The organism is Modestobacter sp. SYSU DS0904, from assembly GCF_054051115.1.
Genome location: NZ_JBJHAQ010000051.1, coordinates 1 through 21143, shown reverse-complemented (window position 1 = coordinate 21143; position 21143 = coordinate 1). Strand labels below are relative to the sequence as shown.

The window sequence follows — 21143 nt, the reverse complement described above, 5'->3', positions numbered from 1 at the left end:
CTGGGCAGCGGCCGGAGAGACCGCGCCAGCGACAACGCCGACCGACAGACCGGCGGTCAGGATGCCGACCGAGATTGAACGCTTGCTCATGGATCCTCCATCAGTCGCGCCCCGTGTTGGGCGACTGGGGAAAAGCTAACAGCGGGAGACCCCCGCACAAGCGAACTTCTTCGGCGTCTTGTGTCCGTGTCGACCCAAATTGCGGGCGGATGTTGTGACTGTCCGGTGCGTTGACAGGGGGCGCGCACCAGCTAGTGCCAAACGGGCATGCCGCACTTGTGGTTGCATGCCAAGTTGCTGGACGAATCCGGCCCGTGACGTTCTGTAGAGGACGAGTCCACGGGAGCCGAAGTTTTTCGGCGCGTCGTCCCAGTCGTCACACCCGACGCAGCGGTCACCGCCGACCGTGTCGAACGGCGCCGGAGAGCAGGCTCCAACGACCCCAGTCGCCCTCCGAGCAGCCCGAATCGGGCGCCTAGGGTGGTCCCGCGCGCCGCCGGCGCATCGAGGGGGAACACCAGTGGCTCGGCAACTGCCCGCCGCCGTCCGGCAGATCGGTCCGGTCGCCGCCGGCCTCGGCGTCCTGGGCCTGGCCTCCTTCGCCTTCCTGGCCGTGAGCGGCCGAGCCCTCGGCCCCGCCGAGCTGGCACCCCTGGTCACGCTCTGGGTGCTCATCAACGCCCTGGGCCCGGCGCTGTTCCAGCCACTGGAGCAGGAGATCGGCCGCACCGTCGCGCACCGCGCCGCCCTGGGCGACGGCGCCCGCCCGGTCTTCCTGCGCGCCTGCCTGCTCGCCGTCGGTGTGGTCGCGGTGGTGGGCGTGGTGCTGCTGGCCGCCCGCCGCCCGCTCGCCGACGGCGTCTTCCACGGTGAGCAGGTGATGGTGCTCGGCCTGTTCCTCGGGCTCGCCGGCCTGTGCGCCGAGCACCTCACCCGGGGCGCCTTCGCCGGCGGGGGCGCCTTCCCCCGCTACGGTGCCCAGCTGGCCATCGACGGCGCCCTGCGGATCGGCAGCGCCGCCGCGCTCACGGTCCTCGGGGTCGCCACCGCCGGCTGGTACGGGCTCTGCCTGGGCCTGGCCCCCGCCCTGGCCGTGGCGCTCACCGCCCGCCGGCTCGGCCCCGCCCTGGAACCCGGCCCGCGCGACTCGTGGTCGGCCCTGGGCGGTGCGGTCGGCTGGTTGACCGTCGGCGCGCTCGCCAGTCAGTTCGTCGTGAACGCCGCCCCCGTCGCGGCCAACCTGCTCGCCGGGCCGGGCGACCAGGCGCGGGCCGGCATCTTCGCCAGCGTGCTGGTGCTCGCCCGGGTACCGCTGTTCCTCTTCGCCGCCATCCAGGCCTCCTTCCTCCCCGGCATGGCCGCGCTCGCCGCGGCGGGCGACGTCGCCGGCTTCCGCCGCCGGCTGACACTGGTCAGCGGCGGGGTCGGCGCTCTGGGCCTGGCCGGGCTGCTGGTGATCCTGGCCGCCGGCCCCGAACTCGTCCGCTTGGTCTACGGCTCGGAATTCGTCACAACACGAAACGACCTGTGGCCGCTGGCCGCCGCGAGCGGGCTGTTCATGGTCGGCTCGGCCGTGGCACAGGCACTCATCTCCGTCCGGGGGTACCGCGCCTCCGTCGCCGGCTGGGGGGCCGGGGCCGCGGCCTTCGTCGTCGTCCTGCTCATCCCGCTGCGCCTGGAGCTGCGGGTCGGCTACGCGTTCCTGGCCGGGAGCGCCGTCGCCGCGGCCGTCCTGCTGCTGGCGATGCACCTGCGACTGCGGCACCCCCTCACCCCGGCCGACGTGGAGCCCGCACTCCCCGCCCCACCGGCATGACCCCCGAGAGAGGACGCCCGATGGACGTCACCGCCGTCGTGCTCGCCTACGGCGACCAGCCCTACCTGCTGGACGCCGTCGACCGGCTGCTCGCCTCGACCGGCGTCGACGTGCAGGTGGTCCTGGTCGACAACGGCTGCACCAGCCCCTCCCTGGAGCCGCTGCGTGCCCGCGCCGGGGTCACGCTGCTCGAGCCGGGCACGAACACCGGCTTCACCGGGGGCTGCAACCTCGGCGCCGCGGCCACCGGCACGGAGTTCCTCGCGTTCATCAACTCCGACGCCCTGGTCGAACCCGACGCGCTCGCCGAGCTGGTCGCCGTGGCGGCGCGTCCGGAGGTCGGGCTCGCCTCGGCCAGCCTGCGGCTGGCCGCCACCCCGGAGCTGCTCAACACCGACGGCAACCCGGTGCACGTGCTCGGCCTCTCCTGGGCCGGGCACCTCGGCGAGCCGGCCGACCGGTACGCGGTGGAGAAGCCGGTGCCCAGCGCCACCGGCGGCGCGTTCGCCTGCCGGCGCGAGGTCTGGGACGCCCTCGGCGGGTTCACCGAGGAGTTCTTCGCCTACTGCGAGGACGCCGACCTCTCGCTGCGCTGCTGGCAGCAGGGCTGGGAGGTCGTCTACGTGCCCGGCGCGGTCGTCGCCCACCACTACGAGTTCAGCCGCAACCCGGCGAAGTGGTACCTGCTGGAGCGCAACCGGCTGACCATGGTGCTCAGCGTCTACTCCGCCCGCACCCTGCTGCTGCTCGCTCCGCCGCTGCTCGCCTTCGAGGTGGCGATGTGCGCGGTCGCGGCGGCCGGGGGCTGGCTGCCGGACAAGCTCCGCGGCTACCGCTGGCTGGCCGCACACCGCCGCTGGCTGTCCGGGCACCGACGCGCGGTGCAGGGCGCCCGACGTCGGAGCGACCGGGAGCTCGCGCACCTGCTGACCGCGCACTTCGACGCCAGCGTGCTGCCGCTCCCGGTGGGCGGCGGCCTGCTCAACCGGCTGATGGGTGCCTACTGGGCGGTCGTCCGCCGGTTGCTGTGAGCTGAGGTCAGCCGGCTTCGCGGACCTCGGTCTCGGACTTCGCCGCCATCGCCTCGACGTGCCGCAGCGCCGCCTCCGACAGGGCCACCTGGCGGGCCAGCAGCGTCAGCCGGGCCTCCTGCTCGCGGAACCGCACGCTGGTGCTGCCCACCAGGTAGATGATCACCAGGGCCAGGACGTAGAGCAGCAGGTCGGTGCCGCGGGTGACGCCGGTGGCGTCGGCCAGCTCCTGCAGCAGGTCCGGGAAGATCACCGCCAGGACGCCGGCGACCACGGTCAGCGCGGCGACGATCTTCCGCCGGGCCTGCCCCCGCAGCGACGCGCGCGAGCGCAGCGAGAGGACGACGGCCAGCACGAGCGCCGGCACGAGGAGGAGCTGGATGATCACTTGCTGCCCCAGTGGGTGACTCGGTGGGCCGCCACCTCGGCGAGGATGTTGATGCTGTTGAGCAGCGGCTGACCCTTGGACCGGGAGTAGTCGGTGTAGAGGATGTGCACCGGGTGCTCCACGATCCGGTACTCCGGCCGGGTCAGGTGCTGCTCCAGCTGCGAGGCGTAGGCCATCCCCGAGTAGGTGAGCCGCACGTCGGCGGCCACGTGCCGGGCCACGATCCGCAGCCCGTTGTGCGCATCGGTCAGCTTGACCCCGCCGCCGCGGTTGAGCAGCTTGGCCGCCGTCCGCAGGATGACCCGGCGCAGCGCGCTCATCTCGGTCGCCCCGTTCCCGTCCAGGAAGCGGGAGCCCATCACCACGTCGTAGCCCTCGCGGATCTTGGCGATCATCCCGAGCAGGTCGGTGAGCTGGTGCTGCCCGTCGGCGTCGAAGCAGGCGATGTAGCGGGCGTCGGTGAGCAGCAGCGCCGCCTCGAACCCGGTCTGTAGCGCACCGCCGGCGCCCAGGTTGATCGGGTGGCTCACCCGGAACGCGCCGGCCTTGTCGATCTCCGTCGCCGAGGCGTCGGTGCTGGCGTCGTCGACCGCGATCACCGACAGCCCGGCAGCGACCAGCTCGCTGATCACGCCCCCGACGACCGGCGCCTCGTTGTAGACCCGGACGACGACGACAGTGTCGTCCCACTCCCCTGCCGGCGCGTTCGGCTGGGGCAGCGGTGAGCGCCCGTCGTCCTGCACGTCGACCGATACTAGGTGCCGCAGCTGCGGCCACGGCGCGTCGTCGGCCGGGAACGGGTCCGTCAGCAGCGCCGCCGGGCTCCCGCCGGCCGACCGTGCGCGAGCTCCTGCCGTGCGCTGTGCCAGATCCACGGCGTCCAGGATGGAGTGTGACCGGTCCGTAACGTCCGGACACGCCGCGCCCGTACCCGGAGACCGGCCCGGGAGTCGACACCCGTCACACGCGTCTCACGACCAGCGGCCCGGCACCCTCCGGTCGACCTCGGCCAGCAGCTGCTTGACCCGCTCGGCGTCGCCCATCGGGCAGACCATCGTGACGTCGGCGGTGTGCACCACCACGCTGTCCCGCACGCCGACCAGGGCCACCAGGTGGTCGGGGTCGTCGCTGAGCACGACGTTGCCCGAGCTGTCCAGCAGCACGGCCAGCCCGCGGACGGCGTTGCCCGCCCCGTCGGCCACCAGGGTCTGCGCCAGCGCCGGCCACGAACCGACGTCCAGCCAGTCGACGTCCAGGTCGACCACCAGCACCCGGCCCGGCTGCGTCGCGGCCGGCTCCAGGACGGCGTAGTCGACGCTGATCTTCGGCAGCGTCGGGAACACCTCCGCCAGCACCGTTTCCCGCGCGGCACCGGCCGGTGCGGCCACCACCTGCGCCAGGCCGGCCGCGGTCGCCGGCAGGTGCTCGGCCAGCGCGTCGAGCACCGTGCGCGCCCGCCACACGAACATCCCGGAGTTCCACAGGTAGCCGCCCGACGCGAGGTACTCCTCCGCGGTGGCCAGGTCCGGCTTCTCCCGGAAGGAGGCCACCTCGGCCACCCCCGGCGTACCGGTCGGCCGGCCGCGCTGCACGTAGCCGAAGCCGGTGGCCGGTGAGGTCGGCGTGATGCCCAGCGTGACCAGCGCCTCGGGGCGGGTGGCGAGCGCGTCGTAGGCGCTGGTCAGCGCGGCGGCGAACCGGTCGACCGGGCGGATCACGTGGTCGGCGCTCACCACGGCGAGCTCCGCGTCCGGGTCGACGTCGGCGACCAGGGCCGCGGCCAGCCCCACGGCGTTGGCGGTGTCCCGGGCCACCGGCTCCAGGATCAACCGGTCCGGCGACAGCGCGGGCAGCGCGGCGGCCACCTGCTCGCCGTAGCGGGCGGCGGTGCACACCCAGATGCGGTCGTCGGGCAGCACCGTCTGCAGCCGGGCGAAGGCCTCGGCCAGCAGGCTGTGCGCCCCGTCGTCCGGGGACTCCCCCGCGACCGACTCCCCGGTGACGATGTCGAGCAGCTGCTTGGGGCGGGCGGCGCGGGACAGCGGCCACAGCCGCGTGCCCGACCCCCCGGCCATGATGACGGCGTGACGCACGCTCACGACTCCGTTCGGATGGTGTGCAGGTCACCGGCGCCGCGCTGGAACGGCGCACCGGCGGCGACCCGGCCGCTGACGTAGGACAGCAGCATCCGAGCACCCAGCCCGGCCCGCAGCACCCCCCGCAGCGGCGCGTTCCTCCATCCGGGGTACTGCCCGGACAGGTAGCGCAGCGCGCTGGTGTGGTGCACCCGGGCCATCCGGTGCGGCTGGCGGCGGGTGGCGTGCCCGCCCTCGTGGGTGACCACCGCCGAGGGCGCGTAGACGTGCAGGTAGCCCTGCCGGCCCAGCCGCTCGGCGAGGTCGACGTCCTCGAAGTACATGAAGTAGCCCGGGTCGAACCCGCCCACCGACCAGAACGCGGCCAGGTCGACCAGCAGGCAGGAGCCGGACAGCCAGCCGGCCGGCCGCTCGCGCGGCGCCTCCCGCTCCCGCCGGTACGCCGCCGTCCAGGGGTTGGCCGGCCACACCCAGCCCAGCAGCGCGTGGCCGGCGCCGGTCGACAGCCGGGGCAGGTCGCGGGCCGAGGGGTACAGCTCGCCCTCGGGCGTGCGGATGGCCGGCCCCACGGTGGCGGCGCGCGGCCAGCGGGCCGCCACCGCCAGCAGCTCGTCGACCGAACCCGGCTCGAACCGGACGTCGGGGTTGGCCACCACCGCGTACCCCTCGGTGAGCCCGGCCAGGCCGGCGTTCACCGCGGCGCCGTACCCGACGTTGCCGCCGGTGCGCAGCACCCGCACGTGCGGGTACCGTTGCGCGGCCTCCTCCGGCGCGCCGTCGGTGGAACCGTTGTCGGCGAGCACCACGTCGACCGGGCGTTCCGTGGCCTTCCCCAGCGACTCGAGGAAGACCGGCAGCGAATCACCCGGCGAGTAGGTGACGGCGACGACCCGCAGAGGGGCGACCGAGGCAGCATCCGACACCCGGCGAGCCTAGAGGCCCGCGTCCGCGCGCCCACGGAGGCGGTGGCGGCGCCGACCGGCGAGGATGTCCGGGGCCGTGCCCCAGCGGCGAGGCACCACCCCTGCGCGACCGACGTCCAGCCGAGGAGCAACCGTCCATGCAGCACACAGGGAGCAGCGCCGCCGTCGCGGAGGCCCCCGGGCCGGAGCCGTCCGCGCGCCGTCGCCCGGTGACCACGCTGGTGAGCATCGCCGTTGCTGCCGTCGTCTCGGCGCTGATCTTCCTCGTCGTGCACCGCAGCCTGATCGACGACGCCTACATCACCCTCTCCTACGCCCGGAACCTGGCCGAGCACTTCCACTGGGGGCTCACCGAGTACCGGACGGCGAACAGCGCCACCTCGCCGCTGAACGTGGTCCTGCTGGCCCTGGGCGCCTTCATCCTCCGGGACCCGATCTGGGGCCTCGGCCTGGTGTTCGTGGTGCTCAACGTGCTGCAGGTCTGGGGGCTCACCCGGCTGGCCGCCCACCTGCGGCTGGCCCGGGGCACCGGGCTGCTGGCCTGGCTGGTGGTCGCGCTGAGCCCGCTGATGCTGGCCATCGTCGGCATGGAGATGACCCTGGCGGTGACGCTCGTCGTCTGGCTGGCGCTGGCCGCCGTCACCCACCGGGCGGTGGCCTTCGGGCTGCTGACCGCCGCCCTGCTGCTCACCCGGGTCGACCTGCTGGTCTTCCCGGTCGTGCTGCTGCTGGCCACCCGCGGGCTGTGGCGGCGGGCGCCCGTCGCGATCGGGACCGCCGTCCTGGCGGCGCTGCCCTGGTACCTGTTCAGCTGGCTGGCGCTGGGCGCGTTCGTCCCCGACACCCTGGTCATCAAGACCGGCGAGAACGTCTCCTGGGGACCGTGGTCGTTCTGGAACGGCCCGCTGCTCTACCTGCGCACCTACGAGGCCGCGACGGCGATCACCCTGATCCCCGCGGCGATCGGCGGGCTGGTGCTGCTGGCCTGGTTCGCCACCCTGGCGTGGCGCCGGCCGGGGTGGTCCGGGACGGGCACGATCGCCGCCGTCGGGGTCGCCGGGGTGCTGCACTACGCGGCCTACTGGCTGCTCGCCCCGCCCCCGTTCCACTGGTACTACGCGCCGTCGGCCACCGCGGTGATGCTGGCCGGCGTCCTGCTGCTGGGCCGGGCCGCCGCGCTGTGGTCCACCCCGGCCGACGGCGCTGCCGCCTCCCCCCGCCCCCGGGTGGTCACCGCGGTCGCCGCCGTCGCCGCGCTGGCCCTGGTGGCCACCGACGTCGGCTTCGTGCTCAGCCGCCCGCTGCCGTGGGTGCAGGCGCCGATCAGCACCAACTGGGCCACCGCCGAGCAGTACCAGCGCATCGGCGAGGACCTGCAGGAGGCGGCCCGCGGCGAGGTCGTCGCCAGCCCCGGGGAGATCGGCACCCTGGCCTACTACTGCGAGTGCGACATCGTCGACGTCTTCTCCGACCGGGGCGCCATCGTGCCGCTGGTCGCCCGGCGCGAGCGGGAGGCCTCCCCGGTGATGCGGGCCCTCCTCGAGCTGAACTTCAGCCGGCTCGACCGCGACCAGGACCCGGCCGAGCCGACCCTCGGGGTGGCGTACGAGCCCGGTCCGCCCACCTCCGACGAGGGCTGGCCGGTCGACTCCACCTGGCTCGGGCCGGGCCGCTTCTTCCTGGAGGAACTGGTGGACGGCGAACCCGTGTGAGCGACGCGACCCGTCACATCCGCCCCACGAGGCGGCAGGTGTCCATCGGCGACACGCGCGCGGGAGCCGCCGTCCGGCGGCCAAGGTAGCGTCGCGACGGTGAGTTCCCGTACGCCAGACCTCGTCGTCGTCGGCTCCGGCTTCTTCGGCCTGACGGTCGCCGAGCGCGCGGCCACCCAGCTGGACAAGCAGGTGCTGGTCATCGACCGGCGCGACCACATCGGTGGCAACGCCTACAGCGAGCCCGAGCCCGAGACCGGCATCGAGATCCACCGGTACGGCGCGCACCTGTTCCACACCTCGAACAAGCGGGTGTGGGACTACGTGAACCAGTTCACCGAGTTCACGAAGTACCAGCACAAGGTGTTCAGCGTCTACTCCGGCCAGACGTACTCGCTGCCGATGAACCTGGCCACCCTCTGCCAGTTCTTCGGGCGCAGCTTCTCCCCCGAGGAGGCCCGGGCCCTCGTCGCCGAGCAGGCCGGGGAGTTCGACACCGCCGAGGCGGCGAACCTCGAGGAGAAGGCGATCTCGCTGATCGGCCGCCCGCTCTACGAGGCGTTCATCCGCGGCTACACGAAGAAGCAGTGGCAGACCGAGCCGACCGAGCTGCCCGCCGCCGTCATCGCCCGGCTCCCGGTGCGCTACACCTTCGACAACCGGTACTTCAACGACGCCTACGAGGGCCTGCCGGTCGACGGGTACACCGCCTGGCTGACCCGGATGGCCGACCACCCCAACATCGAGGTGCGACTGTCGACGGACTTCTTCGACGTCCGCGACTCCCTCCCCGCCGACGTGCCGACGGTCTTCACCGGGCCCATCGACAAGTACTTCGACTACTCCGCCGGCGAGCTCGGCTGGCGGACGCTGGACTTCGAGACCGAGGTCCTGCCGATCGGCGACTTCCAGGGCACCTCGGTGATGAACTACGCCGACGAGGACGTGCCGTTCACCCGGATCCACGAGTTCCGGCACTTCCACCCCGAGCGCGACTACCCGGCCGACAAGACCGTCGTCGTCCGCGAGTACTCGCGGTTCGCCGAGTCCGGCGACGAGCCGTACTACCCGATCAACACCCCCGAGGACCGGGCCAAGCTCGAGACCTACCGGGAGCTCGCCGCCAAGGAGGCAGCCGAGAAGCGGGTGCTGTTCGGCGGCCGCCTGGGCACCTACAAGTACCTGGACATGCACATGGCGATCGGTTCGGCGCTGAGCATGTTCGACAACCGCATCCGACCGTTCTTCGACCAGGGCGGGGCGCTCGACGGCCGCCTCGACGACTGAGCACTGAGGGCTGAGGACTGACCGCAGCATGACTTCCACCACCGAGATCGACACCACCGGGATCGACCCGGACGCCCCCGTCTCCCCCGAGGTCGTCAGCGAACCGGCTCCCGAGGAGCTCGTCCCCGGCAAGGCCGTGCAGCTGCTGCAGCGGGTCCTCATGCCGCGACCGGCCGACCAGATCAAGGTGCGCAGCCTCTACGTCGACGAGGTGAACACGGCCGGCCGGGTCCGCGCCCGCGACCGGTTCACCGCCGAGATCGGGCCGACGTCGGAGCTCTCCTTCGCCACGTACTTCAACGCCTTCCCGGCCAGCTACTGGCGCCGGTGGAGCGTGCTGAAGAGCGTCGTCCTGCAGGTCACCGTGGCCGGCACCTGCCGGATCGACATCTACCGCTCCAAGGCCGACGGCGAGTCGATGCACGTCACCGGCGCGACCCACGAGGGCGGCGACGAGCAGACGCTGGAGTTCGAGCTCGACCTCGGGCCGTTCATCGACGGCGGCTGGTACTGGTTCGACATCACGACCGAGGACACCACCACCGTCCGCAACGCCGGCTGGTACGCCCCGCAGGAGCCGGCCGAGCAGCCGCGGCTGGGCATCGGCATCTGCACCTACAACCGGCCGGTCGACGCCGTCGCCGCGCTCACCGCGCTGGTCGAGGACGAGACCGTCCTCGACCAGCTGCACCTGGTGACCGTCGCCGACCAGGGCAACAACCACGTGCGCGACGCCGCCCAGTACCCCGCGGTGGCCGAGGCGCTCGGCGACCGGCTGCGCATCATCCAGCAGCCGAACCTGGGTGGCAGCGGTGGCTTCGCCCGCACGATGCACGAGTCGTTCACCAACAGCGACGTGACCCACCACATCCTCCTGGACGACGACATCCAGCTGGAGCCCGACAGCATCCTGCGCGCCCGTGCCTTCGCCGCCTACGCGGAGAAGCCGATGCTGGTCGGCGGGCAGATGCTCGCGCTGCAGGACCGCTCGGTGCTGCACACCATGGGCGAGATCGTCGACCGGTCGAACTTCTTCTGGCGCAACGCCCCGAACACCGAGTACTTCCACGACTTCGGTGAGAAGTCGCTGCGCGAGTCGCCGGACCTGCACCGGCGCATCGACGTCGACTACAACGGCTGGTGGATGTGCCTCATCCCCCGCGCCGTGTTCGAGGAGATCGGCATGCCGCTGCCGGTCTTCATCAAGTGGGACGACGCCGAGTACGGCCTGCGTGCGTTCGCCGCCGGCTTCCCCACCGCCTCGCTGCCCGGTACCGCCATCTGGCACCTCTCGTGGGGCGACAAGGACGACGCCAGCGACTGGCAGGCCTACTTCCACATCCGCAACCGGCTCATCGCCGCCGCGCTGCACTCCCCGTACAAGCACGGCGGGAAGCTGTTCCGCGAGATGCTCAAGGCCGACCTGCGGTTCCTGATCAACCTGCAGTACTCCACCGCCGAGCTGCACCAGATGGCCTACCGCGACTTCCTGGCCGGTCCCGACCGGTTGTTCGAGGAGATGCCCCGTTCGGTGGTCAAGGCCCGGGAGACCCGCGGCCTGCACCCCGACGGCCGGGTGCTCGGCAACTCCGGTGACCTGCCGCTGCCCTCGATGAGTACGGCCGAGGCGCTGAAGTTCCGGACCATCCCGGTGAGCCCGGTGCAGATCGGCAAGACCCTGGTCAAGGCGATCGCGCACAACGCCACCAAGGTCGACGCCGGCAGCCGCGAGGTGCCCCAGCTGAACCTGGCCTTCCAGGACGCGCAGTGGTTCCTGCTGGCCCGGCTCGACAGCGCGACCGTCGGCACCGCCGACGGCCGCGGGGTGACCTTCCGCCAGCGTGACCCGGAGGCGTTCCGCCGGCTGTTCGGGAAGTCCAGCCAGCTGCTGCGCCAGCTCTACACCGAGTGGCCCGAGCTGCAGCGCCGCTACCGCGAGGCGGCGGGCGAGCTCACCTCGGTCGAGCGCTGGGGCACGGCGTTCGACTCCTGGGGCTCCACCCGGGTCTGACCCGCTCGTAGATCACCGAAGTGGCCACTTCGGCGAGGGACCTCCTTCGCCGAAGTGGCCACATTGGTTTTCGGGTTGCGCCCACCTTTTGACCGAAGTGGCCACTTGGGCGTCCGGGTTGCGCCCCACCTTCTCGCCGAAGTGGCCACTTCGGCGCTGGCTGTGGACAACGGGACCGGCGCCCGACGCGCGTCGGCCAGGCTGGCCCGGTGCCCGTCGACCGCCGCCTGCTCCCCGGCATCTTCATCGGCAGCCACGCCATCGCCGAAGGGCTGCTCACCCGCAACCAGCTGCGCCGCCGCAGCTACGTCCGGCTCGTCCAGGGGGTCTACGCCGATCCCGGGCTGCCGTACGACCACCAGCTCCGCGCCCGAGGGGTCGCGTTGCTCCTCCCCCCGGGCACCGCGATCGGCGGGCTCTCCGCGGCGGCCTGGTACGGCGCCCCGGTCGCCGGTCCGCGAGACCCGGTCACCGTGCTCCGGCCGGCCGCCGTGCTCTGGAAGGGGCCGCGAGGCGTCCGGGTGCACCGCAGCGATCTGCGGCCCGGGGACATCGAGGACGTCGACGGCGTCCCGGTGACCGGCGTCGTCCGCACCGCCTGGGACGTCGCGGCCCTGGAGCCGCTCGGCACCGCTGTCGCCGCGCTGGACGCCATGGTCCGCGGTGAGGCGCTGGACCTGTCGGCGCTGGCCGCCGCCGCCGACGCCGGGACCCGGCGCTGGGGCGTGCAGCGGGTGCGCCGGGCCATCCCGCTGGTCGACCCGAGCGCCGACTCGCCACCGGAGTCACGCATCCGGGTGGCGCTCACGCTGGCGGGGCTGGCGCCGGAGACGCAGTTCCGGGCCTGGGACGGCGACCGGTGGCTGGGCCAGCTCGACTTCGCCTGGCCGGAGGCGAAGGTGGCGCTGGAGTACGAGGGTGCGTACCACTTCGACGCGGAGCAGATCGACCGCGACGACGACCGCTACGCCGCTCTGGTCGCGGCCGGCTGGGTCGTCATCCGCGTCGCGCTGAACGAGCTGCACGACCTGGACGCCGTCGTCCGGCAGGTCCAGCAGGCCCTCGACGCCCGTTGAGCGGCGCCGAAGTGGCCACTTGGGCGAGAAGGTCGCGCCCCGCCGGTTCGCCGAAGTGGCCACTTCGGCGAGAAGGTTGCGCCCCAGCCAGTCGCCCGAGTGGCCACTTCGGCGACAAGAGGGGTCAGGGGCGGGTGAAGTGCTCGCGCCGGCCGGCGCGGGTCAGCCGCAGCCACTCGCGCAGGCCGGCCGGGTCGCGGCGGGAGACCAGGAAGAACCAGCCGAACCGGACCGTCTCCAGCGGCCGCAGCCAGCGCATGCCCGGCTGGGCCATCAGGTACCCGCGGTTGCGGTAGGTGAAGTACCGCTTGACGTCGTTGGCCGGGTACTGCGCGGAGAGCCGGCCGCCGAGGATCGGCTCGAACTCCGTCGTCCCCTCGGGGTGCAGGTAGGCCGCGGCGGTGCAGGTGCCGAACGGCAGCCCGGAGCGGACCAGCCGCCGGTGCACCTCGGTCTCGTCGCCCCGGAAGAACAGCCGCAGGTCCGGCACCCCGACGGCGTCGAGGGCCTCGGCCCGGAAGAGGGCCCCGTTGAACAGCGAGGCGTAGCCCGGCAGCAGCTCCAGCCCGGCGAAGTCGCTGCGTCGACGGCGCCAGCGCAGCCCACGCCGCAGCGGGAAGGCCAGCCGGTCGGGGTCGGCCAGGTCGGTCACCAGCGGCGACACCTCGGCCAGCCCGTGCCGCGCCGCGCAGTCCAGCAGCGTCGCGAGGGTCGTGCCGTCGGCCGGGCGCCCGTCGTCGTCGGCGCACCAGACCCAGTCGGCGCCCTGCGCCAGCGCGGTGAGCATCCCGAGGGCGAACCCGCCGGCACCGCCGAGGTTCCGCTCGCTGGGCAGGTAGGTGGCCGGCAGGCCGCTGGCCTGGACCACGCCCTCGGCGGAGTCGTCGGGACCGTTGTCCACCACCACGACCGCGTCGACGGGGCGGGTCTGCGCGGCCAGCGCGGCCAGGCTCTGCGCCAGCAACTCCCGGCGGTGCCGGGTGACGACGACGGCGACGACGCGCTCGGCGCCGGACTCGGCGCTCTCGCCGAAGTGGCCACTTCGGCGAGCAGGGGCAGGCCCGGTCACGCGCCCGAGCCCTTGTAGGCCCGCAGGACCTCCTCCAGCTCGCCCTGCTGCCGGATCTGGCCGTGCTCCATCCAGATCGCGGTGTCGCACAGCTCGCGCAGGAACTCGTCGGAGTGCGAGGCGAAGACCAGCAGCCCGGACCGCTCCACCAGCTCGGCCAGCCGCTTCTTCGACTTCTCCAGGAAGGAGGCGTCGACGGCGCCGATGCCCTCGTCCAGCAGCAGGATCTCCGGGTCGATGCTCGTGACCACCCCGAGGGCCAACCGCACCCGCATGCCGGTGGAGTAGGTGCGCAGCGGCATCCGCAGGAAGTCACCGAGCTCGGTGAAGTCGGCGATGTCGTCGACCCGCTTCTCCATCTCCTTGCGGGTCATGCCGAGGAAGAGCCCGCGGATCATGATGTTGTCCAGCCCGGAGATCTCCGGGTCCATCCCGACCCCCAGGTCGAACACCGGCGCGACCCGGCCGCGCACCTCGGCGAAGCCGCGGGTGGGCTCGTAGATGCCCGACAGCAACCGCAACAGCGTCGACTTGCCGGCGCCGTTGTGGCCGACCAGGCCGATCCGGGCCCCGTGCTCGAGGTTCAGCGTCACGTCCCGGAGCGCCTCGATCACGGGCACCTTCGAGTCGCTGGCGATGTTGCCGCCGACGACGCCCATCACGGTCTTCTTCAGCGACCTGCTCTTCGCATCGAAGATCGGGAAGTCGACGCAGGCGTCCTTGGTCGTGATGCCGATCTGGCTGGAGGACACGGTCACACCCAATACGTGACGCGAGACCGGTACCGACGCAGAACCACGAGGGTGAGCGCCCAACCCACCAGGGTGATGCCCAGCACGATGAACCACTGCCGGGGCAGCTGGTCCTGGCCGAGCAGCGGCCGGCGGACGATCTCGACGAAGTGGAGGAAGGGGTTGAACTCGGCCAGCCGCGCACGGTCGGCGATGGCGGGATTCTCGCTGTTGAGCAGGTCCTCGTAGATCCAGACGATCGGCGTCAGGAAGAACATCAGCTGGACGATGCTCTGGGTGATCGGCGCCAGGTCGCGGAACCGCGCGGTCGCCATCCCGAACAGCAGCGCCACCCAGGCGCCGTTGAGCGCGAGCAGAGCGAAGGCCGGGATCGCGGCGAAGGCCGTCCAGTGCAGCGGCTGGGGGAAGATCACCAGCATGATCACGTAGACGATGAGGTTGTGCGCGAACAGCAGGATCTGCCGCCAGATCAACCGGTAGACGTGCACGCTCAGCGGCGCCGGCAGGTGCTTCATCAGCCCCTCGTTGGAGGTGAAGACCTCCGCCCCCTCGAGGATGCAGCCGCTGATGAAGGCCCAGACGATGAAGCCGACCAGGATGTAGGGCAGCTGCACGGCCAGGTCGTTGCCGAACAGCCCCGCGTAGAGCACGCCCAGTGCGATGGCGGTGACGGCCATGCTGATGGTGATCCAGATGGGGCCGAGCACCGAGCGGCGGTACCGCTGCTTGATGTCCTGCCACCCCAGGTGGCCCCACAGCTCCCGTTGCCCCCAGCCGCCGGTCAGGTCGGCCATGGCGCGCGGCCACGACCGGGCCGGGGAGGAGGCGGCTGGGCTGGACACGCTGACCGACGTTACCCGCAGCCGCGGCCGGTCCCGCGCCCAGCGGCGGCCTGAGCCGCGAGATCACACCTCTGCTCCCCCAGCCGCCCCAGGGGCCACGGCGGCCGCTGCGGCCGCTGCGGCCGCTGCGGCACGGTGCCGGCGCTCAGCCAGGCCGACTACTGTGCGTGCGTCCGCCGTCCCTCTCCGCCCGGCCTGGTGCGCCGTCGGCCGGAGTGACCGGTGGCGGAGACCTGCCGTCCGTGAGCGGCCCCCCATGAGACGGGATCCTCTGTCTTGGCTCTAGCAGCAGTCGGGCTTCTGCTCGTCACCACCCTGGTGCTCTTCCTGCCCGGAGCGCTGGTCGCGTCCGCCGGCGGATTGCCCGTCCCGGTGGCGCTCGCCGCTGCCCCGCTGCTGACCTACGGGCTGGCCACGGCCAGCAGCACGGTCGCCGGCCTCGTCGACCTGCCGTGGAGCCCCTGGCTGCTGCTCGCCGAGGCCGCCGTCCTCGCCGCCGTGCTGTGGTTCGTTCGTCGTCGGCGCGCCACGACGACGCCCTGGGCCGGGGCCCACTGGGCGGCCCTGCGCCGGCCGCGCCGGGCCGACCTGGCCATCGCCGCCGGCGTGCTCGGTGGCGCCCTGGTCTCCATGGCGGTGGCGCAGCGCGCCTACGGCGGGCTCGGCCGGCCGAACCAGGACTGGGACTACACCTTCCACGCCAACGCGGTGCGGGTGATCAGCGACACCGGTGACGTCTCCCCCGGCGCGCTGCAGATCATCAACGACTGGGAGTCGGCGGAGTTCTTCTACCCGAACGCCTACCACGCGATCGCGGCCGTGGTCCGCGACCTGACCGGTGGCTCGGTGTTCGAGGTGCTCAACGCGCAGAGCCTGTTCATCGGCGCGCTGGCCGGCCTGGGGCTGGCCGTGCTGCTGCGCGAGCTGCGCGCGCCGGTGATGGTGACGGCGACGACCCCGGTCCTCCTGTCGGCGTTCACCGCCTTCCCCTACGACCTGCTCTGGCGTGGCCCGCTGCTGCCCTACGCCACCGGGCTGGCGCTGCTCCCGGCGTTCGTCCTGCTGGTGCGGGCGGCCGTGGAGCGGCGGCTCCCCGTGCTGGTGTTCCTCGCCGGGCTGGGCGGGGCGGCCCTGCTCGGGCTGCAGCCCGCCGCCGCGCTCGCCGGCGCGGTGATGGCGCTGTGCCTCGTCGTCCAGCGGTGGACGACGATGCGCCGGGTCCCCGGCCGGGAGGCCGGCCTGCTGGCCGCCGCTGGGCTGGTGGCCGCGGTGGTCGGTGCGCCCAGCGTGCTCGGCTCGCTGCGCACCGGCGCCGGGGCCGCCACCCAGGTGGACTGGGAGGCGGTGCAGACCATCGGCCAGTCGATCGGTGACCTGCTGGTGCTCAACCACGCCGCGGCGCGGCCGCAGCTGGTGCTCGCCGCCCTGCTGCTCATCGGTCTGGCGATGATCCGCTCGGCCGGGTACATGGGCTTCTGGCTGGCCGGCACCGTCGTCGCGGGCTTCCTGTTCGTGCTGGCGTCGGCCTCCGACGCCGAGCTGGCCGAGACGCTGACCCGCCCGTGGTGGAACGACCGGTGGCGCTTCGTGGCCTGGGCGGTGCTCGGGTTCGCCCCGCTGGCCGCCCACGGGCTGTGGCGGGTCACCGAGTGGGTGCGCGGGCTGCTGGCCCGGCGACGCCCGCCGGGGGCCGGACGACGGCGGGCACCGACCCGCTCGGCCGGCGCACTGATCGCCGTCGGCGCCACGCTGCTGGCCACCGTCGTGCTGTACGCACCGCGCAACGTCGACCGGGTCGCCCAGTACTACGACGACGAGCACTACCTCAGCACCGCCGAGACCGTGGCGATGGACTGGCTCGCCGACCGGATCGAGCCGGGCCAGACGGTGATGAACGACCCCGGCGACGGATCGGCGTACCTGCTGGCGCTGCAGGGGATCCGGCCGCTGTTCGGGCACCAGGTGCCCGCCATCACCTACGACGAGGCCGGCCCGACCCGGCAGGCGCTGCTCGAGCGCTTCCGCTGCCTGGACACCGACCCCACCATCCGCGACGCCATCGACCGGCTGGACATCGGCTACGTCTTCGTCAGCACCGGGTACGTCCGCGAGGAGGCGGAGCGGGTCCCCGGGCTGCTCGGGCTCGACCTCTCGCCGTCGCTGCCCCGGGTGTACTCCCGGGACGGGGTCGACATCTACCGGGTCGACCTGCAGCCGCCGGCGGAGACGCCGCTGCCCGGCTGCGGCGCCACGGCGTAGCCGCCGGGCGGCTCGGCGGCACGCCGCACCGCAACGCCCACCGAGAGAGAATCGACCTCCGTGTCCCTCGCCGTCCTCGGCCTGCTGATCGTCCAGGCCGCCGTGCTGCTCCTCCCCGGGGGCGTGGTCGCGGTCGCCGCCGGCGTGCGCGGGGGCGTCGCCCTGGCCGTCGCCCCGCTGCTCACCTACGGCCTGGCCACCGCGGCCAGCACGGCCGCCGGGGTCCTCGACCTGCCCTGGGGGGCGGGGCTGCTCGCCGCCGAGGCGGTCGGGCTGGCCCTGCTGCTCCGGCTGGCCCGGGGACGGCGCACGGAGCAGGCCGCGCCGCGTCGGCCCATCCCCCGGCGGGACGTCGCAGCTGCGGTCGGGGTGCTCGCCGGCGGGCTGTTCGCGATGGGGGTGCTGGTCGCGGGGATGGGCGACCTCTCCCGGCCCAGCCAGTACTGGGACTACACCTTCCACGCGAACGCGACCCGGGTGATCGCCGACACCGGCGACGTCGCCCCGTCGGCCCTGCGGGTGGTCAACGACTGGGAGGCGGGGTCCTTCTACTACCCGAACGCGTACCACGCGGTGGCCGCGGTGGTCCGCGACCTCACCGGGGCCTCGGTGTTCGAGGTCCTCAACACCCAGGTGCTGCTGATCCCGCTGCTCGCCGGCCTGGGGCTCGCCGTCCTGCTGCGGCAGCTGGGCGCGTCCGCCGTCGTCACCGCCGCCGCACCGGTCCTGCTGGCCGGCTTCACCAGCTTCCCGTACGACATGCTGTGGCGGGGGCCGCTGCTGCCCTGGGCCACCGGCCTGGCCCTGCTGCCGGCCTTCCTGCTCCTGGTCCGTCGGCTCCTGGTCCGTCGGCTCGTGGTGCGCCGGCTGCGCCGGCCCGTCGAGGCCGTGGTGACCGGTCTGGCTGGGGCGGCGCTGATCGGGCTGCACCCCAGCGTGGCCCTCTCCGGGGGGCTGCTGGCGGGGCTGCTCCTGCTGCAGCCGTCGGCCCGTGCGGCCCGGCTGGACCGCCGCACCTGGGCGCTGCTCGGCGGGGCCGCGGTGCTCAGCGGACTGCTCGCCGCGACCGGGATCCTCGGCGCGGTCCGCACCGGGAGCGGTGTCGCGTCGGTGATCGACTGGCGCGCGGTCGAGACACCCGGGCAGGCCGTCGGTGACCTGCTGACCCTCAACCACGGGCTGGACGCGCCCCAGTTCGGGCTCGCCGCCCTGCTGCTGCTCGGCCTGCTCACCCTGCGGTCCGCCCGGCCGCTGTGGTGGCTCGCCGCGGGCAGCGGGGTCGCAGGCACGCTGTTCGTCCTCGCCGCCGCCGCCGACCACCCGCTGACCGAGGCGCTGACCCGCCCCTGGTGGAACGACCGGTGGCGGTTCGCGGCCCTGGCCGTGCTCGGCTTCGCCCCGATCGCCGCGCACGGCCTGGAGCGGGCGGCGCTCGCGCTCAGCCGCTGGGCCGGGCAGCTCTCCCCGCGGCTGCGGGCCGGCCGTCCCGCCCCGCGGCCGGCGGCCACCGCGGTGGGGCTGCTCATCCTGCTCGCGATCGCCTCCCAGGGCCTGTACGCCGGGCACAACGCGCAGCGGCTGGCGTCGTCCTACCAGTCCGACCGGTACGTCGACGCCGCGGAGCTGGCCGCGATGTCGTGGCTGGGCCCGCGGGTCGGCCCCGGCGAGACGGTGATGAACGACCCGTCGGACGGCTCGGCGTACCTGCTCGCGGTGGCCGGCGCCCGCCCGCTGTTCGGTCACCAGGTGCCGACCGATGCGCTGGCCACGGTGGGCCCCACCCAGCGGCTCCTGCTGACCCGGTTCCGCTGCCTGGACACCGATCCGCAGGTGCGCGCCGCGATCGAGCGGCTGGACATCCGGTACGTGCTGCTCGGCGCGGGCTTCGTCCGCGACGGCCGGCAGCGCACCCCCGGGCTCGAGGCGCCGCTGCCGTCCCGCTCGCTGGAGCTCGTGCACACGGTGGACGACGTCCGGGTCTACCGGGTCGACCTGCAGGCCCCGGCCGCCACCCCCGCCCCCGGCTGCGGCCCCGGGACGGGCGAGGCCCCACCGGACTGACCGGGTTCCGGCCCGGAGCCGCGGGTACCGTCCCCGCGCGGCGTCCCCCCTCGGCGTCCCCCTCGGTGTCAAGGAGGAGACGACGTGCGGACCCCTGACGCGACCGCCGTCCCCCCGGTGGACGGCGGGCAGCCGGTGGCGGCCGGCCGTCGTGCGCTGCTGCGCCGTGCGGTGGCCGCCGCGACCGGGTTGCTGGTGCTGTGCGGCCTCGTCGCGGTCACCGGCCTGCTCGGCACCCCGACCGGGGCGGCGGACAACGGCGACGGCGACCGGCTGTTCTGCGGCGCGGGGCTGGTGCCGCGGACCCCGGACCAGGTGGCCGAGTGGCGGGGCGGGGTCGTCCTCGACTTCGGGCGCACCGATGCCTGCGCCGACCCGTCACCGTCCTCGGCGCTGCTGCTGCTCCGCCTGGCCACGGTCGGCACGGCGGGCGACTGGTCGCTGACCCGGCTGGGGTGGACCTACGTCGTCCTGTTCACGGTGGTCGCCGCGGCCGCCGCCTGGGCGGCCGGCGCCCGTGGCCCGGCCCGCGTGCTGGTGCTCGCGCCGGCGGTGCTGCCGCTGCTGCAGGCCGACGTCGCCCGGTTCCTGCTCTCCACCTACGCCGAGCCCGCCGGGCTGCTCGGGGCGTTCACCCTGGTCGCCGGGGTCGGGGTGGTCGCCGTGACCCGGCCGGAGCACCGGGCGGAACGGGTCATCGGCCTCGTCCTGGTGGCGGGCGGCGGGCTGGTCGCGGGCACGGCGAAGGCCGCCTACCTGCCGCTGCTCGCCGTCGCGGTGGCGCTCTGCGCGGTCACCGCGGTGGGCCGGGGGCGACGCCGCCTCGTCGGGCCGGGCGCCGCCGTCGTCGTCGCGCTGGCCGCGCTCGGCCCGGTCTCCGCCGCCCTGGCCTGGCAGGCCGAGGGCTACGGCCGGGTCAACGTGCACAACCTCGTCTACACCACGGTGCTCACCGAGGTGCCGGGATCGGCGGCCGACCTCGGCCTCCCCGACGCGGCGGCCGCGAGCGCCGGCACCGCGTACTTCCCGGAGGGGCGGGACGGTGCGGCCGGCGCCGAGGTGGTCGCCGCGGACCCCGCCGCGGTCCGCGAGCGGGCCTGGCGGGTGCTGTTCGACCACCCCACGGCCCTCGCCCGTGCGGTGGGCGTCGGGCTGCAGGCGACCCGGGGCCAGGCGCTGGAGTACCTGCCCTCGGCGCCGTGGACCCCGCAGACCCGGCCGCCGGCCCTGGGCACCGCGGTGGGCGCGCAGGGGGCCGACGCCGGGCAGCTGCGCGCCTGGCTGGACGGGATGGCGCTCCCCTGGTGGCCGTCGCTGCTCACCGGGCTGGGCATCGCCGCCGGGATCGCCGGGCTGCGGTGGCGCGCGTCGCTGGGCTCGGCCCTCGCCCGCACCGCCGGGGTCGCGGCCGGGAGCGCGCTGGGCCTGGCCGCGGTGGCCGTGCTCGGGGACGGCTACTTCGAGGTGGCCAAGCACGTGTGGCTCGCCGCGTACCTGCTCGACGTCACGGTGGTCGCGCTGGCCGGTGCCGCGCTGGCCGTCGTCGTCGCCGTCGTCCGGCGCCGGACCAGCTGACCCCGCGTCGCCGAAGTGGCCACTTCGGCGAGAGGGTTGCGCCCCACCTTCTCGCCCGAGTGGCCACTTCGGCGAGAGGGTTGCGCCCCACCTTGTCGCCCGAGTGGCCACTTCGGCGAAGACAGCGGCGGGGGGGGGGGGGGGGGGGGGGGGGGGGGGGGGGGGGGGGGGGGGGGGGGGGGGGGGGGGGGGGGTGGGGGGTGGCCCCCCCGGGGGCGGGGGGGGGGGGGGCTGCGCTCCTGTTT

General features: G+C 73.9%; 16 protein-coding genes. 9 read left to right on the top strand and 7 right to left on the bottom strand.

Going from position 1 to position 21143, the window contains the following annotated elements:
• Positions 1 to 520: 520 nt before the first annotated feature.
• Positions 521 to 1816 (top strand): hypothetical protein, encoded by a 1296-nt coding sequence (locus ACI79U_RS20090; protein ID WP_457071795.1) that lies wholly within the window; start codon positions 521 to 523, stop codon positions 1814 to 1816.
• Positions 1817 to 1836: 20 nt separating this feature from the next.
• Positions 1837 to 2847 (top strand): glycosyltransferase family 2 protein, encoded by a 1011-nt coding sequence (locus ACI79U_RS20085; protein ID WP_457071797.1) that lies wholly within the window; start codon positions 1837 to 1839, stop codon positions 2845 to 2847.
• 7 nt (positions 2848 to 2854) lie between these two features.
• On the opposite strand, the gene ACI79U_RS20080 is transcribed toward ACI79U_RS20085, so the two are convergent.
• The 4 genes from ACI79U_RS20080 to ACI79U_RS20065 form a co-directional block, all read right to left on the bottom strand.
• Positions 2855 to 3235 carry a DUF2304 family protein gene (locus ACI79U_RS20080; RefSeq protein WP_457071799.1) on the bottom strand — a complete coding sequence of 127 codons (381 nt, stop codon included), beginning with the start codon at positions 3233 to 3235 and terminating at the stop codon, positions 2855 to 2857.
• Complete coding sequence (locus tag ACI79U_RS20075; protein WP_457071801.1) at positions 3232 to 4110, bottom strand: glycosyltransferase family 2 protein; 879 nt, start codon at positions 4108 to 4110, stop codon at positions 3232 to 3234. Before ACI79U_RS20075 ends, ACI79U_RS20080 begins: the two co-directional genes overlap by 4 nt.
• Positions 4111 to 4206: 96 nt before the next feature.
• Entirely contained in the window at positions 4207 to 5328 is a 1122-nt protein-coding gene (locus ACI79U_RS20070) for a mannose-1-phosphate guanylyltransferase (RefSeq protein WP_457071803.1), read from the bottom strand.
• 2 nt (positions 5329 to 5330) lie between these two features.
• Positions 5331 to 6254, bottom strand: coding sequence for a glycosyltransferase family 2 protein (locus ACI79U_RS20065; protein ID WP_457071805.1), 924 nt, complete (start codon positions 6252 to 6254; stop codon positions 5331 to 5333).
• A gap of 137 nt (positions 6255 to 6391) precedes the next feature.
• Between ACI79U_RS20065 and ACI79U_RS20060 the strand changes: the two genes are divergently transcribed.
• The 4 genes from ACI79U_RS20060 to ACI79U_RS20045 all read left to right on the top strand — a co-directional run bounded on the left by ACI79U_RS20060 (position 6392) and on the right by ACI79U_RS20045 (position 12340).
• Positions 6392 to 7966 carry a hypothetical protein gene (locus ACI79U_RS20060; RefSeq protein ID WP_457071807.1) on the top strand — a complete coding sequence of 525 codons (1575 nt, stop codon included), beginning with the start codon at positions 6392 to 6394 and terminating at the stop codon, positions 7964 to 7966.
• Positions 7967 to 8065: 99 nt separating this feature from the next.
• Complete coding sequence (glf, locus tag ACI79U_RS20055) at positions 8066 to 9253, top strand: UDP-galactopyranose mutase (protein ID WP_457071809.1); 1188 nt, start codon at positions 8066 to 8068, stop codon at positions 9251 to 9253.
• A gap of 28 nt (positions 9254 to 9281) precedes the next feature.
• A complete protein-coding gene (locus ACI79U_RS20050) occupies positions 9282 to 11264 on the top strand; it encodes a glycosyltransferase (RefSeq protein WP_457071811.1) in 1983 nt (660 codons plus the stop codon).
• 209 nt (positions 11265 to 11473) lie between these two features.
• Positions 11474 to 12340, top strand: a complete 867-nt coding sequence (locus ACI79U_RS20045) for a DUF559 domain-containing protein (RefSeq protein WP_457071813.1) — start codon at positions 11474 to 11476, stop codon at positions 12338 to 12340.
• 124 nt (positions 12341 to 12464) lie between these two features.
• On the opposite strand, the gene glfT1 is transcribed toward ACI79U_RS20045, so the two are convergent.
• The 3 genes from glfT1 to wzm are packed head-to-tail and all read right to left on the bottom strand — an operon-like array spanning position 12465 to position 15003.
• On the bottom strand, positions 12465 to 13409 hold the full coding sequence (glfT1, locus tag ACI79U_RS20040) for a galactofuranosyltransferase GlfT1 (RefSeq protein WP_457071815.1): 945 nt from the start codon (positions 13407 to 13409) through the stop codon (positions 12465 to 12467).
• Complete coding sequence (gene wzt, locus ACI79U_RS20035; protein WP_457071817.1) at positions 13406 to 14161, bottom strand: galactan export ABC transporter ATP-binding subunit Wzt/RfbE; 756 nt, start codon at positions 14159 to 14161, stop codon at positions 13406 to 13408. The genes glfT1 and wzt overlap by 4 nt, the downstream gene beginning before the upstream one ends.
• Before the next feature lie 2 nt (positions 14162 to 14163).
• The gene (gene wzm / locus ACI79U_RS20030; RefSeq protein WP_457071819.1) at positions 14164 to 15003 is read right to left on the bottom strand and encodes a galactan export ABC transporter permease subunit Wzm/RfbD; all 840 of its coding nucleotides are present in this window, start codon (positions 15001 to 15003) and stop codon (positions 14164 to 14166) included.
• A gap of 276 nt (positions 15004 to 15279) precedes the next feature.
• Here wzm and ACI79U_RS20025 point away from each other — a divergent pair, with 276 nt between their 5' ends.
• The 3 genes from ACI79U_RS20025 (at position 15280) to wsfD (ending at position 20898) form a co-directional block, all read left to right on the top strand.
• Positions 15280 to 17262, top strand: coding sequence for a DUF6541 family protein (locus ACI79U_RS20025; protein ID WP_457071821.1), 1983 nt, complete (start codon positions 15280 to 15282; stop codon positions 17260 to 17262).
• Positions 17263 to 17322: 60 nt separating this feature from the next.
• Positions 17323 to 19323, top strand: coding sequence for a DUF6541 family protein (locus ACI79U_RS20020; RefSeq protein WP_457071823.1), 2001 nt, complete (start codon positions 17323 to 17325; stop codon positions 19321 to 19323).
• An 84-nt stretch (positions 19324 to 19407) separates the two neighbouring features.
• Positions 19408 to 20898, top strand: coding sequence for a glycan biosynthesis hexose transferase WsfD (wsfD, locus tag ACI79U_RS20015; RefSeq protein WP_457071824.1), 1491 nt, complete (start codon positions 19408 to 19410; stop codon positions 20896 to 20898).
• The last annotated feature ends 245 nt before the right edge of the window (positions 20899 to 21143 follow it).